We start from the raw sequence: 14,546 nt of genomic DNA, 5'->3' as shown, positions 1-14,546 counted from the left end.
AAGCAGAAATTTGGTATTATTCAAATTTTATTTTATTAAAAAGGTTTTTAAGATGAAATTAAAATTAGCAAAACAAACTTTGCAATCAAAAGCAAAAGAAATAAATATTGAAGAAGCATTAGAAATTTTAAATACTGATAGGGTTATATTTTTAGATTGTTCAAACACAAAAGAAGAAATTTCAAAATTGGTTGATAAATTAAAAGACAAAAAAGTGTATGTAAATACTGTTAAATATGGTCTTTTAGAAGATGAATATATTTACGAGGTTCATACACTTTGAGTAAAAAATTATTTATACAAACCCTAGGCTGCGCTATGAATGTAAGAGATAGCGAAAGAATGATAGCTGAACTTACGCAAAAAGAAGGCTATGAGCTTACTAATAACGAAGCTGAGGCGGATTTAATTTTAATAAACACTTGTTCTGTTAGAGAAAAACCTGTACATAAATTATTTAGTGAAGTAGGCGGTTTTGTAAAAAATAAAAAAGAAGGTGCTAAGATTGGCGTTTGCGGTTGTACGGCTTCACACTTAGGTAGTGAAATTTTTAAAAAGGCACCTCAAGTTGATTTTGTTTTAGGCGCTAGAAATGTAAGTAAAATTACTCAAGCAATTAAAACACCTAAATTTATAAGTAATGATATTAATCACGACGAAAGTGAATTTGCTTTTGCTGAATTTAGAAATAGTATTTATAAATCATACATAAATATTATGGCAGGTTGTGATAAAAAATGTGCTTATTGTATTGTGCCACATACTCGTGGAGATGAACTTAGCATTCCATTTGAAATTATTAAAAATGAAGTAACTAAGGCGGTTTTAAGTGGTGCTAAAGAGGTATTTTTGCTAGGACAAAATGTTAATAATTATGGAAAAAGATTTTCTAAAGAGCATAGAAAAATGGATTTTTCTGATTTATTAAATGAACTTAGTTTAATATCTGGATTAAAAAGAATTAGATTTACAAGTCCGCATCCATTGCACATGGATGATAAGTTTTTAGAAACTTTTACATCTAATCCTGTAATCTGTAAGAGTATGCATATGCCATTACAAAGCGGTTCAACACAAATTTTAAAAGCTATGAAAAGAGGATATACAAAAGAATGGTTTTTAAATAGAGCTTTAAAGCTTAGAAAAATGTGTAGCGATGTTAGCATTTCTACTGATATTATTGTTGCTTTTCCTGGAGAAAGCGATGAGGATTTTAATGAAACTTTAGAAGTGATGAAAGAATTAGAATTTGAGCAAATTTTTTCATTTAAGTATTCAAAAAGACCGCTTACTTTAGCAGCAAGTATGCCTAATCAAATTGATGAACTTACTGCATCAAAAAGGTTAAAAACCTTGCAAGATTTATATAATAGCATTCTTGATAAAATTAGTAAAAAGCAAGATGGTAAAGTTTTTGAAGTATTTTTTGAAGAATTAAAAGAAAATAATCAAATAGTAGGTAGAAGTGATAACAATTTTTTAATTAATGTAAATGGTAGTGAAGAATTATTAGGTTGTTTTAAAAAAGTAAAGATAAACAAAACATCAAGGACAACTCTTTATGGCGAAATTCAAGATTAAATTATTAGCATTTTTAATTTTTATAATACTAAAAATGCTATTTTTAACTTGTAAAAAAAAGTATTTTGGGCAAAAATATTTACCTAGCGAACCTTGTGTTGTATTGTTTTGGCATGGAAAATTAGCTATGATGGCTTTTATATTTCATTTTTTAAAGAAAAATGGTTATAAAAAAACACCTTATGTATTAATAAGTAATCATAAAGATGGCGAATTGATAGCTAGTGTTATGGAGTTTTTTAATATTAAAGCTGTTAGAGGTAGCACTTATGATGAGCCAATTAAAGCCCTAAAACAAATTCAAGAAATTATAAAATCAGGAAACGATGTTTATATAACTCCTGATGGTCCAAGAGGTCCTTATCATAGTGTTTCGCTAGGTTCATACAAATTAGCTGTTAAAAAAAATCTAAATGTTGTTTTGATGAGTAATTCTGCAAATAGATTTTATCAAGCAAAAAGCTGGGATAAAATGATTTTAGCAAAGCCATTTTCTAAAATTGCCTTTATAATTTCAAAACCTATAAAATTAAAAGAAGAAAATGCGTTAAACGATATATTAAACAATTTTGATATTTTAGACAAAGAATTAAATAAGGAAGGTTTTTATGCGTGATTTTTTGCGTTCATTTTTATCTACGACTTATATAATCATCGCTATAAAAGAAGCTTCTTATGTAGTTTATGCTTATGAATTTAAAAACAAAAAACAAAAAAGAAAATTTTTTAAAGAATTTAATAAAGATGATATAAAAAACCTAAAAGATTATTTAAATACATTAATCAATATGAATTATTTTGCTTATGTTAGTTTATTTTTTAGTAGCATAGGGCAGGGGGTTTTACCTAGTGTTAGTAAAAATAATTTATCAAAATTTGGAATTGATAGCTCAAGCGTGTATTTAAAAAATTTACAAGATTGCTATTTATATGTTGCAATAAGTGAATTACAAAAATCAAATTGTATTTTAGATGATTTACAAATTGATTTAATTTATTCTCCTTTTGTAATTTTGTTAAAATTACTAAAGGATAGAAATATTTTTAATACAAATCAAGCTTGTTTAAATATATTAAGATATGAAGCTTTTATTTGTGTTATTATTAGTAAAGATTCTAAAATTCTTTTTGGTGGATATTTTGAATTAAAAAATCAAGTTATAGATATTCAAAATGATAATATTATTGATGATAGTATGATGGTTGAAGATAGTATTGATTTAGAAATTGATTTTGACCAATTAGAAAAAGTAGATGAACAATTGCAAATTCAATTAGAAGAAGATAATAATTCATCAAGTGATAATGTCAAATTAGATTTAAGCGTTTTAGATTATGTAAAATCAGCAGTGCAAGAATTTTACACAAATAATGCTTATAATGGTGAGTTTATAACTCAAATTAATTTATTTGAGCAAGATAAAATAAGTAAGTCTTTAATTAGTTTAATGGAAGATGATTTAATGATAAAAATCAATTCTTACAATATAAATATTTTTGAGCAAATACTTTATATGTCTATTATGGATTTAGGAATTAAATATGATTTATAGTTTAAAAACACCAAATTTAAAGCCCATATTAAATAAATTTAATAAGTTATGCTTGATTGTTTTTTTATCTTTTGTGGCATTTATTTCTTTTTTTAATATTTATTTGTTTTATAAAAATATTTATTACAAAAATTTAGAAAGCGATTATAATCAGCAAAGTATTCAAATTCAAGAAAAAATCACTCAATTAAGAGAAGATATTAATTTAAAAAACAAACAATTATTTTTAATAAAAGACAGCATAGCAAACAATGAAATTATGCAACAAAATATAAAAAACTTATTTGATTTAGTTCCTGATAATATCACACTAAGCGAGGTAAGAATGGATAAAAATGAAGTTGTTATAAAAGGGGATACGCCAACTAAAGAATTATTTAATACTTTATTTTATGCGCCATTAAAAAGTATTTTTAACGCATCAACCACAAATTTTGTGCAAAAACCTAATGGCTGGTATAATTTCGTAAGTGTAAATTTAAGTGATGAGAATTTAAATGAATAAAGACAATAGTTTAAATAATTATAGTTTTACAAAATTGATTCTTTGGGTATGTTTAATATTATTTAGTGCTTTTATTTTAATAGCATTAATGATAATTCCAAGCACAAACAATATCAAAAAAACAAAGAAAAATAACGCTATTTTAGAGCAAAAAACACTACAATTACAGCAACAACAAGATAAATTGAGCAACGATTTAAACACCTTGCTATCAAATAATAAAATGTATTTTGATAAATTTGAAAATAAATTTAATGAAGAAGATTTTATAAGATTTTCAAAAGAATTTTTTGATGAAGTTAGTATAGAAAAAATTGAAAATGAAAAACAAGAATATTTAAACTATAATCTAAATGTGAGTTCTAAAATCACGAGCCCTACAGTTTTTTATGATTTTATTTTAGAGTTAAAAAATTATAAAAATGTTATAAAACTTGATTTTCCAATAAATATGTATGAAAAAGATGGAAAAATAAATGCTATTTTTAATCTAAAAATATACTCAAACAACAAAATGGAGGTTGAATGATTTTTTTAATACCTTTAATTATTTTTATTGCAATTTTATTTGGGATTGATTATGCTTATTTTCAAAAAGAAGATGCAAATGCAAAGCAAATTCTTTTTGAAAAAAGCAGTCAAAACAAAAAAATTAATCAAGAAAAAATTGATGAATATATACGCAAAATAAACAATGATAAAAAATATTAAAATAGCATTAATTGATACTTTTGGCGTTTTAATAGCCTATGTGGTAATGGGAATAGCTTTTGGAATTTTAGCTTATTCTAATTCTTTTAGCTTTATTGAAGTTTTATTTTCTGCTGTTTTTGTGTTTTCTGGTTCTTTACAATTTTTATTATTAAATTTACTTGCAAATAATGCAGGAATTTTTGAAATTCTTTTAGCTTGTATTTTAATCAATACAAGGCATTTTTTTTATGTTTTAGGTACTTTAAATTATTTTAAAACTATGGGTTTTATAAAATTCTATGCAATTTTTGCACTTACTGATGAAAGTTTTGCAATTTTAGGCTCAAAACAATATTCAAAGCAAATAGCCTTATTAATTTTATTTTTTAATCACTTATATTGGATTAGCGGCTGTGTTTTAGGCTATTTATTAGCTAGTGTTTTAAAATCAGATTACAGTGCTTTAAGCTTTAGCTTAAATGCGTTATTTATAGTTTTAGCTTATGAATTATATATAAAAAATAAAGAAAAATTAGTCTTTTTAATAGCTATTGTAATATCTTTTTTAGGCTTAATTTTTATTGATAAAGATTTAATGATTTTAAGTTGTATTTTTTCAGCTTTAATTATTTTATTAATTGGAAAGAAACTATGTCTTATACGATGAATATATTATTTATGGCGGGAGTTAGCGCTATTGTTATAAAACTACTTGCTTATTTTTTATTTAATAAAAATAATGAAAATTTAGAATTTTTACAAAAACATATGCCACTTTTAATAATGGTTGTTTTAGTTTTTTATTTATATAAAGATTTAGAATATGCAAAATTATCAAGTCTATCATACATTATAGCTGGTTTTAGTGCTTTAATTATTCAAATTTTATTTAAAAAATCTTATTTTAGTATAATTACTGCTACAATAATATTTTATATTTTAAAAGAAATCATTTTTAAGGTTTAGCGATGAAAAAAATAATATCTTTAAGCTTATTAACATTTATGCTAGTTTCTTGTGGCGGTGCTGGAGCTAACAATCAATCAAGTAGCGCAAAACAATCTACGCAAATTAGAAAAAAAAGACTTATAAATACTAATTTTTCTTTAGCAAATAATTTACATAGTACTCAAAGTTATGTAGAAAAAACAAATACAAAAAGTACATATTATGATAATTTAAGCTTTAAAAAAGATTACAATCAAGGTTTAGATGCAAAAGGTGTTGTAATTGCAGTTATTGATTCTGGCATGAAAAACGCCTTAATAAATCAAAGCTATTCATATAAAGATAAAAATAATAATATTTTTCATTCGCTTTCTTATAGATTAAATGATAATAACTTTACTCAAAGTGCATATAAAAATAGTGTTTTATACGATACAAAAGAAAAAAAATATTTAAATCATGGAGAATTAGTAGCAAGTACAGCAAGCTTACTAGCCCCTAATGTTTCTTTTGCAAATATTTTAGCAGACGGCTTGCAAAATACTAGCGGAAATGCAAATATGATGCCTAGTATTGACGCACTTTCAAACAAAGGTGTAAGATTTTTTAATCAATCCTTTGCTCCAAATGCCTACATTGATAAAACAGAGGTTAATACAGGAATGTATATTCCTAGCGTAATTTATCAAAATGCCTTAGTTGTTAGTGCTGCTGGCAATATTTATGATAATTCTCCTATAGCCGCTCACGCATTACCGCTTAATAGCGATTTAAGAAAGGGTTGGATAATAGCCTTAGGTTATGAAAAATCTTTTTTAAATAAAACTACTAATTATTGGGTTATTGATAATGGTAAAAAAATCTATCTTAATCCAAAAGGAAATTCTTGCAAGCAAAGTTATGCTGATTGCCTTAGTGCGCCATTTACTATAAATAACAATAGTGGTACAAGCTTTAGCACTCCAGCAATATTAAGCACAGCAGCATTACTTTATAAAAAATATCCTTGGCTTAGTAATGAAAATATAAAAGATATTTTATTTTCTACTGCTTATAAGGTTTATTCAAGCGATGCAAAAGAAAAAGAATATTTTGGTCAAGGCGTTTTAAACGCTGCAAAAGCATTAAATGGGCCTGCAAATCTTACAAAAAGTTTTGTTGCTAATGTAGATACAAATACCTTTAGTGATTTTTCAAATAGTATAAATTCAAGCTCTAATCTTGTTAAAAACGGAGAAGGAACATTAATTTTAAGCGCTCAAAATAGTTTTAATCAAAAAAGCTACATAAATCAAGGTGTATTGTGGTTAAAGAATAAAAATAATGCTAGTTTTGAAAATAATTCTATTTTAAGAGCTAGTAATGCTAGCGTAAAAGACCTTTATAATAATAATATTTTAATAAATGAAAATTTAAGCCTTGATAATTTATATTTAGGAGAAAATAGCCATATTTATGCTAATTTAGGAAATATATTAAATGTAAAAAATACTGCTAAATTAGATGGAAATTACAGCTTAGTTGGACTAGCTTATAAATATGTACCAAAGGGTTCAAACTATGATGAAACAATTTTAAATGCAGGAAATATTCAAGGTAAATTTAAAAAAATTGACTCCATACAAAGTGCTTTTTTAAAAATAAATAAAGTTTCATATTTAAAAAATAAAATATTATTAAATATTAGCTTAAAAAACACAGAGCAACTTGCAAGTATTGATGAGCTTGCAAGAAGAAACTATGAAAGTATTTTTAAAAGCGTTAATGAATTTTTTGCTTATGAAAATTCAAAAGCGCAAGAAATACCAAATGAGGCAAAATACAATAATAAAGATTATTTATTAGGTATGCAAGATGCAAATAAAGCAGTGGTTTTAGCAAATGATATTGTAAATACAAATAATGATGACTTAAAAGCATTTAGTAATAATCTTTTTGCGAAATCTTTTGCTGGTAATTATTATTTAAATCTTGCTAGAGTTAATTTTTTATTTAATGATAATGTAAATACCTATGGTTTTAATGTAAAACAAAGCTTTCAATATGCTAATTTAAATTCATATAAAGAAAACTCAAGCACTTTAAGTATCTCATATAAAGATTCTTATTATTTTGATTATTTTGCTAAATTTATGCTAAATTACGCAGATATTGAAAATAAAAATTATAACTTTACAAATAAAGCAATAAGTTTAGGTTTTATTTTAGGCTTTGATTTTAACAATGATTTATTTAATTTAGAATCAAAAATCGCATATTTTAATGTTAATAACGAAGTAAATAGACTAGTAAAATTAGATAATTTATATTCAGAATTTTCAAATAATTTTTTAGCTTTAAATTTAAAACCTTATCTTACTTATGAATTTAATTTTATTTTATTTAAACCTTTCTTATCGCTAAATTATATTTATTCTTTTAATAATTCTTTTAGCGAAGATAATAATTCTTTATATGCTTTAAATGTAAATAAATTTAATTACAACCATTTTAGCACTCAACTTGGCTTAGAAAATGAGTTTAAAATAGATGATTTTTACTTTAATTTAAATTTTGCCTTAAGTAGAGATTTTAGTCCTAAAAAGATTTTATCAGCTAATTTTGTAAATCTTGAATCTGCAAGTATTCTTATTAAAGAAAGAAGAAGTCCAAAAACTAAGTTTAAATCAGATTTAAATATTAATTATAAAATTAGTGACAATAGCAGCATAAATACTTTGTTTAATACAGAATTATCAAAGCGTTATAGTATTTATTCAATAATGCTTGGATTAAATTATAAATTTTAATAAGGAGAGATAATGAGAGTTTTTAAATTTGCTGATAATATTGATACAGATTTAATAATTGCCGCAAGATATTTAAATACAAGCGATGAAAAAATTTTAGCAAAATATGTAATGGAAGATGCAAGGACTGGTTTTTTTAATGAAATAAAAGAAAATGATTGCATTGTAGCAGGAGAAAATTTTGGCTGTGGCTCTAGCAGAGAGCATGCACCAATAGCATTAAAAGCTGCTAATATTAAATGTGTTATTGCAAAATCTTTTGCAAGAATTTTCTATCGCAATGCCTTTAATACTGGGCTTTTAATATTAGAATGTGCTGATTGCGATAAGATTGATGAAAATGATGAAATTGAAATTGATTTAAATAAAGGCGAAATAAAAAATATTAGCAAAAAAGAAAAATATAATTTTAGCCCAATACCTGAATTTATGCAAGAATTATTAAAAGCAGGTGGTTTAATAGAATATGCAAGCAAGGAGATTAAATGAAAAAAATATGTGTAATTAAGGGCGATGGCATTGGGCCTGAAATTATTGATGAGGCTTTAAAGGTTTTAAAAGTAGTAAGAAATGATTTAGAATTTAATGAATGTTTAATGGGTGGAATTGCTATTGATACGGTTGGAGAATGCTTACCACAAGCAACGCTTGATTGTGCTTTAAGCTCTGATGCTGTTTTATTTGGAGCCATTGGTGGAGAAAAGTGGGATAATTTAGCAAGAGAAAAAAGACCAGAAAGTGCTTTATTAAAGCTTAGAAGCTCGTTAGGTGTTTTTGCAAATTTACGCCCAGCTAAGGTTTATAATGATTTATTGGCATTAAGCTCGTTAAAAGATGAAATAGTAAAAGATGTAGATTTATTAGTAGTTAGGGAGCTAACGGGTGGAATTTATTTTTCACAACCAAGATACAAAAACGAAAACGAAGCTTGCAATACAATGAAATACACAAAAGAAGAGATTTATAGAATTGCAAAAATCGCTTTTGAATGTGCATTAAAAAGAAGAAAAAGGCTTTGTATGGTAGATAAGGCAAATGTTTTAGAAACTTCAGCTCTTTGGAGAGAGCTTTGCTCTGAGCTTTCAAAAGAATATCCTAGCGTAGAGCTTAGCTTTATGTATGTTGATAACGCTGCAATGCAACTTATAAAAAATCCAAGACAGTTTGATGTAATATTAACAGAAAATTTATTTGGAGATATTTTAAGCGATGAAGCAAGTATGGTTGTTGGTTCTATTGGTTTATTAGCAAGTGCGTCAATAGGTGGAAAAGTAGGGCTTTATGAGCCAATACATGGTTCAGCACCTGATATTGCAGGTAAATTTATTGCAAACCCAATAGCTACAATTTTAAGCGCTGCTTTAATGCTTAGATATTCTTTAAACGATGAAGACAATGCTTTAAAGATTGAAAATGCAGTAGCTAGAGTAATTAAAGATGGTTATGGATGTGCTGATATGAGTTTTGTAAAACACAAATTAAATACTAAAGAAATGGGAGATTTAATAGCAAAATTATGCGTACAATAACTGAAGCAAAAATTTATGAACAACAAGGCTTAAAAGATGAAGCCTTGGAAATTTACAAAAATATTTTGTTAAAAGACAAAAATAATCAAGCAGCAAAAGATGCTATTTTGAGATTAAGTGGTGCTAAAATTCGTAGCTTAGAATTGAATAATTATATGTATGATTTTTTTGTAAATATGCAAAGTGAGCAAGAAGAAAATGAATTTAAAAGGTGGCTTATAAATATATGAATATAGATGATATTTCAAAACTTGCGTTAAAGATGGTGCAAGAAGAAGAGTTAAAAGAAGAAAGATTAAAAGAAGAAAGATTAAAAGAAGAAAGATTAGAAGAAAGTAATAACTTTCTTATGCAAGGTCAAAAAGATTTTATTGAAGAAAAAAAAGAAGAATTTCAAGAAAAATCAACTACACAAAGTGTTTTAAAAACAGTAGATAAGCTTTATTTAAATAAAATAAAAGAAAGAATTTTAGTACTATTTGAAGCCTTGAAAAATGCCGATAATGAAAATGATTTAAATAAAAGACTTGATTTAACAATAGAATTTATTCAATTTTTACTAGCACATATAGATGAACAACTTGATAAAGAATGATGAATTTTTATTTAAAAGCATATTAAAATATACAAATAGAGCATATTTTGTAGGTGGTTTTACAAGAAGTCATTTTTTAAAAAACGATAATTTTTCTAGTAATGATTTTGATATTGAGTTGTATGATTTGAGTTTAGATGATTTTCATAAACTTGCAAAGGAGCTGGGCGCAAATGGCGTTGGAAAAGATTTTTTTGTTTATAAATATAAAAATTATGATATAGCTCTAGCTAGAAAAGAAAATAAAATAGGTAACAAACATAGAGATTTTAGTGTAAGTATTGAACAAGATGAAAAAATTGCTTGCAAAAGAAGAGATTTTACAATGAATGCTATTTTGCAAAATATTTTTACGAAGCAGTATTTAGATTTTTACGGTGGAATTAATGACTGTAAAAATCAATATTTACGCATATTAAATTATGATACTTTTAGTGAAGATGCGCTAAGAGTACTTAGAGCTTGTGCTTTTATTGCCAGATTTAAACTTAAAATTTCTAAAAATGATATTAATTATATGAAAAAAATGGATATTTCATATTTAAGTAAGATGAGAATTGATTTAGAAATTATGAAAATTTTTAATTCAACTTATCCAGAAATTGGACTGTATTACCTGTATAAAATTGAAAAATTAAACAAGGTTTTTCATTGTAATATTGATAAAAAAAACTTCTTTAAAATTTTACAAACTATAAAAAAGAATAAAAATCTTGTTTGTCAAGAAAAAAGAGCTGCCTTGTTTTTATTTTACACAAAATACTTTTTTAATATTGATATTTTTAATAATTACAAAAAACTATCTTCAAAAATAATCAAAGAAGAGTTTTTAGTGAGTAATGATTATACTTTGTGTAAGTTGGCATTAAAAATTCCAATTAAATCTTTTATAGGATTAAATAATAATATTAAAAATAGGGCGATTAAGCTTGGAATTTTTGAAGATAAAATAAATATTGATTATTCGAATTGTAAGTCTAAAGAAGATATTTTTCAACTTCAAGAAGAAAAAATTAAAGAACTTTTAAAAAGAGAAATTAGCACTTTGTAAAGCGAACAACTATGCTAAAAACATTTAAAAACAATATAAATAAAGGGCTTATTTGCTTAGCTATTTCATAAGTAGTTGCATCTATAAAAAGCGATAAAAATGCTGATAGTATTATAGATATAAAAAAAGCAAGTTTACTAACTAGCCAAAGCTCTGATAATAGTTGTTTTATTCTTTTTAAACAGGTTGTTTTCATACTCTAATTATAAAACAAGAAAGGTTATTATGCAAGATTTTGCTTTTACTTAAGGCTACAAATAATGTTGAAAAATTAAGTCTTAAAAAATTTTATAAATCCAGCAATTTAAAGGGCTTTTAACGCAGTTTTATGTTATTTTCAAATCTAAAAAAAAGCTTAATTATTAATGTATTACAAGTTTAAGCCCAAACTAGCTGTTAATATATAAATACTATATATTTACAAAAACGACCATAACTTTCAAATTGTAGAAGATGATTATAATCATAAAAACTGTTTAGTATTTAGACATCATCAAGTTTTTAAGTTCAATTATTTTAAAGATAATGCCTTTAATTTACATTGAATTAAAATGTATAAAATCTTAGAATTAATAAGATTAATTGAAGTAATAAATGAAAAAAATGGGATTTCAATTTGATGACTTAAAATTAACAAATTTTAATTAAGCTAGGTTTAATTAGGTTTAATCAAATAATTGAATAAAAATTTTATATTTTTTAGTATTGAAAACTGCAATTTTCAAAATTTTATTTTTTAGTATTATAAGCACCTGTATTGTAGATAAATCCGCTATGTTTTGCTAATATTTGTATTGCTTAAAATTACTAAATTTAAAATTTTTATTTTACTTAGAACTCTTTTTATTTTGATATTTACTTAATTCGCTTTGCTGCATTTTCAAAATATGCTCATCTGTAACCAAAATATAAAAATGCGCTTCAAAAACTTTAATTTCTCTAGTAAAAGCTTCAACAAAAACTTCTCTTTTTTTAGCATTATCAAACTTTGCACTAGCTTCAAAAAATAATTCTTCCCCAACCTTACAAGGTGTAAAAAACGAGCTTTTAGAACTTAAAATACAAGTATTAGCATTATTAATTGCAACTTGAGCTAAATAAGCAGCTGCACTGTAGATAAATCCGCTATGTGCCAAGCCTAAACTATCAGTTATAAACTCATTGCTAATCATAAAACTCATACTAGCTTTATTTTCACTAATACTAGTTATATTTCCAACTAAATTTGGATTAATTTGCGGACAAGCTAAAATTTTTGATTTTGGTACTAATTCATCTATAACTTGATTTTCTACTTTTTCTTCTTGCATTTTTATATTTCCAATTTAACATAAATTCTTTTTGGGCTTTCATAGCCTTCTATAGTTTTTTGCCCATCTTTGCTTAAAAAGTCTTCTAAAGAATGAGAATTTATCCACTCTGTTTTTCTTTGCTCATCAGTATCGGTTGATTTTTTTGATAATATTGTAAAATTTTTAAATTTTGCCCTTTCGCACCAATTTTGCAAGGCCTTAATACTTGGCAAGAAATAAACATTACTCATTTTCGCATAAGAATTTTTTGGGCACAAAGCAATTTCTTCATCACTTTCAACATAAATAGTATCTAAAAATAATACACCGCTAGGGTTTAAACTTTGTTTTAATTGTTTTAAAGTATTTATTGGGTCACTTCTGTGATATAAAACACCTAAACAAAAAATCACATCAAAACGATGTTTGTAATTTATTAAATTCTCTACCCCTAATCTTTCAAACACAATATCACTATTAATTAAAGAATTTAAAAAACAAAATTGTTTATAACAATGCTCACTTGGGTCAAAGCCTATAATCTTTTTTGCACCATATTCAAGCATTTTAAACATATAATAACCATTATTACAGCCAATATCAGCTACAATTTTATCTTTTAATAAATCCTTAAAATGCTCTTTTAATAAATCAAATTTAATATTACTACGCCACTCACTATCTATAAATAAATCATTAATCTTAAATGGACCCTTTCTCCAAGGTACAAGTTCTTTGGCTTTAGAATATACTTCTTGCATATTTAAAGAATCATCATATATTTCAACTGCTTCATTAAAATATATTTTCTTCATTAACCTTCCTGACCTAAAACTTTTGCACCTAAATCAATACACATATTTGGAACTTGCTCTAAAAGGGAATTTTCATTATTAAAAATATATTCTTTTATTTTATCTTCACTAATTTCTTGCTTTTCTAATAATTCTAGCATAGCAATATGCTCAATAAACAGTCTTTGCATAGCCCTTTCTATTGTACTTTTTGGAGCATTTTGCAAAATATCTAATAATTTTTCCATAGGACTTGATTCAAAAATATCATAATCTAAATTTATCATTTTTAATACTCGTAAATTTTTAATTTATGCTTTTCTTTTTTATATTGATTTGCATTTTTTAATTTTTCTAAAAAATTATATTTTGCGATCAATTCATTAAAAGCATAGTTTTTATAACAACAGTCGTTTACAAATTTTTCTAATTCCTTTGAATAAGTAGAATCTAAAAAAATTTTTTCACATTTTTCTAACAATTTTATATTTTGTTCTCTACAAACAACAAACAATTCTTCATTAAAATTAGAATTTTTTAAAGCACTAGCAAAACGCTTAGAACACCTTTCAAGCGTTCTAATGTATTTAATTCTTAGTGCTTTTTCTTGCATTATTTATTTGCTCTTTCAATGTATTCGCCACGAACAGTATCTACTCTAATAACTTCACCTTCTAAAACATGGAAAGGTATTTGCACAACTGCTCCGCTTTCTAAAGTTGCTGGTTTTTTATTTGAACCTTGTGTGTCGCCTTTAAAATTTGGTTGAGTTTCAACAATTTTTAATTCAACAACTTGCGGCACTTCAACCCCAATTGCTTTACCATTGTGGAATAAAACACTAACCCCCATTCCATCAATCATCCATTTTTTACTCTCTCCAACATCTTCTTCACTAATTGCAACTTGCTCATAGCTTTCAGTGTCCATAAATTGGCAAAATTCACCATCATCATATAAATATTGCATTTGCTTTTCAACTAAATTAGGGGCTTCACACTTATCACCTGCGTGGAATGTTTTTTCTAAAACTTTACCATTAACAAAAGACTTAATTTTAATTCTAACAAAAGCTGGTCCTTTACCTGGCTTTACATGTTGATATTCCACAATTTTATATGGAACTCCTTCAATCTCAATCTTTAAACCTTTTTTTAAATCACCCATTGAATAAGATGCCATTTGTTTCCTTTTTAATAAATTATATTTTTTATAT

Annotated in this window: 21 protein-coding genes; 15 read left to right on the top strand and 6 right to left on the bottom strand. The window is 25.3% G+C overall.

Annotated elements, in window-relative coordinates; all coding sequences use genetic code 11:
• Positions 1 to 52 precede the first annotated feature (52 nt).
• The 15 genes from CCANL266_RS04480 to CCANL266_RS04410 are packed head-to-tail and all read left to right on the top strand — an operon-like array spanning position 53 to position 11,244.
• A complete protein-coding gene (locus tag CCANL266_RS04480; protein ID WP_172231978.1) occupies positions 53 to 283 on the top strand; it encodes an HP0268 family nuclease in 231 nt (76 codons plus the stop codon).
• A complete protein-coding gene (gene miaB, locus CCANL266_RS04475) occupies positions 280 to 1,581 on the top strand; it encodes a tRNA (N6-isopentenyl adenosine(37)-C2)-methylthiotransferase MiaB (protein WP_172231975.1) in 1,302 nt (433 codons plus the stop codon). The genes CCANL266_RS04480 and miaB overlap by 4 nt, the downstream gene beginning before the upstream one ends.
• Positions 1,562 to 2,197, top strand: coding sequence for a lysophospholipid acyltransferase family protein (locus tag CCANL266_RS04470; RefSeq protein WP_172231972.1), 636 nt, complete (start codon positions 1,562 to 1,564; stop codon positions 2,195 to 2,197). Before miaB ends, CCANL266_RS04470 begins: the two co-directional genes overlap by 20 nt.
• Positions 2,190 to 3,134 carry a hypothetical protein gene (locus CCANL266_RS04465; RefSeq protein WP_172231969.1) on the top strand — a complete coding sequence of 315 codons (945 nt, stop codon included), beginning with the start codon at positions 2,190 to 2,192 and terminating at the stop codon, positions 3,132 to 3,134. Before CCANL266_RS04470 ends, CCANL266_RS04465 begins: the two co-directional genes overlap by 8 nt.
• Complete coding sequence (locus tag CCANL266_RS04460) at positions 3,124 to 3,639, top strand: hypothetical protein (RefSeq protein ID WP_172231966.1); 516 nt, start codon at positions 3,124 to 3,126, stop codon at positions 3,637 to 3,639. Before CCANL266_RS04465 ends, CCANL266_RS04460 begins: the two co-directional genes overlap by 11 nt.
• The gene (locus CCANL266_RS04455; RefSeq protein WP_172231963.1) at positions 3,632 to 4,168 is read left to right on the top strand and encodes a hypothetical protein; all 537 of its coding nucleotides are present in this window, start codon (positions 3,632 to 3,634) and stop codon (positions 4,166 to 4,168) included. Before CCANL266_RS04460 ends, CCANL266_RS04455 begins: the two co-directional genes overlap by 8 nt.
• On the top strand, positions 4,165 to 4,350 hold the full coding sequence (locus CCANL266_RS04450) for a hypothetical protein (RefSeq protein ID WP_172229567.1): 186 nt from the start codon (positions 4,165 to 4,167) through the stop codon (positions 4,348 to 4,350). The genes CCANL266_RS04455 and CCANL266_RS04450 overlap by 4 nt, the downstream gene beginning before the upstream one ends.
• Positions 4,334 to 4,999, top strand: coding sequence for an AzlC family ABC transporter permease (locus CCANL266_RS04445; RefSeq protein WP_172231960.1), 666 nt, complete (start codon positions 4,334 to 4,336; stop codon positions 4,997 to 4,999). The genes CCANL266_RS04450 and CCANL266_RS04445 overlap by 17 nt, the downstream gene beginning before the upstream one ends.
• Complete coding sequence (locus CCANL266_RS04440; RefSeq protein ID WP_172231957.1) at positions 4,996 to 5,298, top strand: AzlD domain-containing protein; 303 nt, start codon at positions 4,996 to 4,998, stop codon at positions 5,296 to 5,298. The genes CCANL266_RS04445 and CCANL266_RS04440 overlap by 4 nt, the downstream gene beginning before the upstream one ends.
• Positions 5,299 to 5,300: 2 nt before the next feature.
• Positions 5,301 to 8,069 carry a S8 family serine peptidase gene (locus CCANL266_RS04435; RefSeq protein ID WP_172231954.1) on the top strand — a complete coding sequence of 923 codons (2,769 nt, stop codon included), beginning with the start codon at positions 5,301 to 5,303 and terminating at the stop codon, positions 8,067 to 8,069.
• 12 nt (positions 8,070 to 8,081) lie between these two features.
• On the top strand, positions 8,082 to 8,558 hold the full coding sequence (locus tag CCANL266_RS04430) for a 3-isopropylmalate dehydratase small subunit (protein ID WP_172231951.1): 477 nt from the start codon (positions 8,082 to 8,084) through the stop codon (positions 8,556 to 8,558).
• Complete coding sequence (gene leuB, locus CCANL266_RS04425; protein WP_172231949.1) at positions 8,555 to 9,598, top strand: 3-isopropylmalate dehydrogenase; 1,044 nt, start codon at positions 8,555 to 8,557, stop codon at positions 9,596 to 9,598. The genes CCANL266_RS04430 and leuB overlap by 4 nt, the downstream gene beginning before the upstream one ends.
• Positions 9,583 to 9,828, top strand: a complete 246-nt coding sequence (locus CCANL266_RS04420) for a hypothetical protein (RefSeq protein WP_224315905.1) — start codon at positions 9,583 to 9,585, stop codon at positions 9,826 to 9,828. Before leuB ends, CCANL266_RS04420 begins: the two co-directional genes overlap by 16 nt.
• Positions 9,825 to 10,193, top strand: a complete 369-nt coding sequence (locus tag CCANL266_RS04415) for a CiaD-like domain-containing protein (RefSeq protein WP_216657304.1) — start codon at positions 9,825 to 9,827, stop codon at positions 10,191 to 10,193. Before CCANL266_RS04420 ends, CCANL266_RS04415 begins: the two co-directional genes overlap by 4 nt.
• A complete protein-coding gene (locus CCANL266_RS04410) occupies positions 10,171 to 11,244 on the top strand; it encodes a CCA tRNA nucleotidyltransferase (protein WP_172231940.1) in 1,074 nt (357 codons plus the stop codon). The genes CCANL266_RS04415 and CCANL266_RS04410 overlap by 23 nt, the downstream gene beginning before the upstream one ends.
• On the opposite strand, the gene CCANL266_RS04405 is transcribed toward CCANL266_RS04410, so the two are convergent.
• From CCANL266_RS04405 to efp, 6 genes are all read right to left on the bottom strand, one after another.
• Complete coding sequence (locus CCANL266_RS04405; RefSeq protein ID WP_172231937.1) at positions 11,231 to 11,440, bottom strand: hypothetical protein; 210 nt, start codon at positions 11,438 to 11,440, stop codon at positions 11,231 to 11,233. The two genes, CCANL266_RS04410 and CCANL266_RS04405, sit on opposite strands and share 14 nt — an antisense overlap.
• 631 nt (positions 11,441 to 12,071) lie before the next feature.
• Positions 12,072 to 12,554, bottom strand: a complete 483-nt coding sequence (locus CCANL266_RS04400; protein WP_172231934.1) for a hypothetical protein — start codon at positions 12,552 to 12,554, stop codon at positions 12,072 to 12,074.
• A gap of 2 nt (positions 12,555 to 12,556) precedes the next feature.
• Entirely contained in the window at positions 12,557 to 13,351 is a 795-nt protein-coding gene (gene cmoB, locus CCANL266_RS04395) for a tRNA 5-methoxyuridine(34)/uridine 5-oxyacetic acid(34) synthase CmoB (protein WP_172231931.1), read from the bottom strand.
• Positions 13,351 to 13,617, bottom strand: coding sequence for a DUF2018 family protein (locus CCANL266_RS04390; protein ID WP_172231928.1), 267 nt, complete (start codon positions 13,615 to 13,617; stop codon positions 13,351 to 13,353). Before CCANL266_RS04390 ends, cmoB begins: the two co-directional genes overlap by 1 nt.
• Positions 13,618 to 13,619: 2 nt before the next feature.
• The gene (locus CCANL266_RS04385) at positions 13,620 to 13,943 is read right to left on the bottom strand and encodes a hypothetical protein (protein WP_172231925.1); all 324 of its coding nucleotides are present in this window, start codon (positions 13,941 to 13,943) and stop codon (positions 13,620 to 13,622) included.
• Positions 13,943 to 14,512, bottom strand: coding sequence for an elongation factor P (gene efp / locus CCANL266_RS04380; protein WP_172231922.1), 570 nt, complete (start codon positions 14,510 to 14,512; stop codon positions 13,943 to 13,945). Before efp ends, CCANL266_RS04385 begins: the two co-directional genes overlap by 1 nt.
• Between the last annotated feature and the right edge of the window lie 34 nt (positions 14,513 to 14,546).

The sequence above is a fragment of the Campylobacter canadensis genome (genome assembly GCF_013177655.1).
GTDB classification, from domain to species: domain Bacteria; phylum Campylobacterota; class Campylobacteria; order Campylobacterales; family Campylobacteraceae; genus Campylobacter_E; species Campylobacter_E canadensis.
The sequence above is the reverse complement of the archived record's forward strand: the minus strand, read 5'-3'. Positions and strand labels throughout refer to the sequence as shown.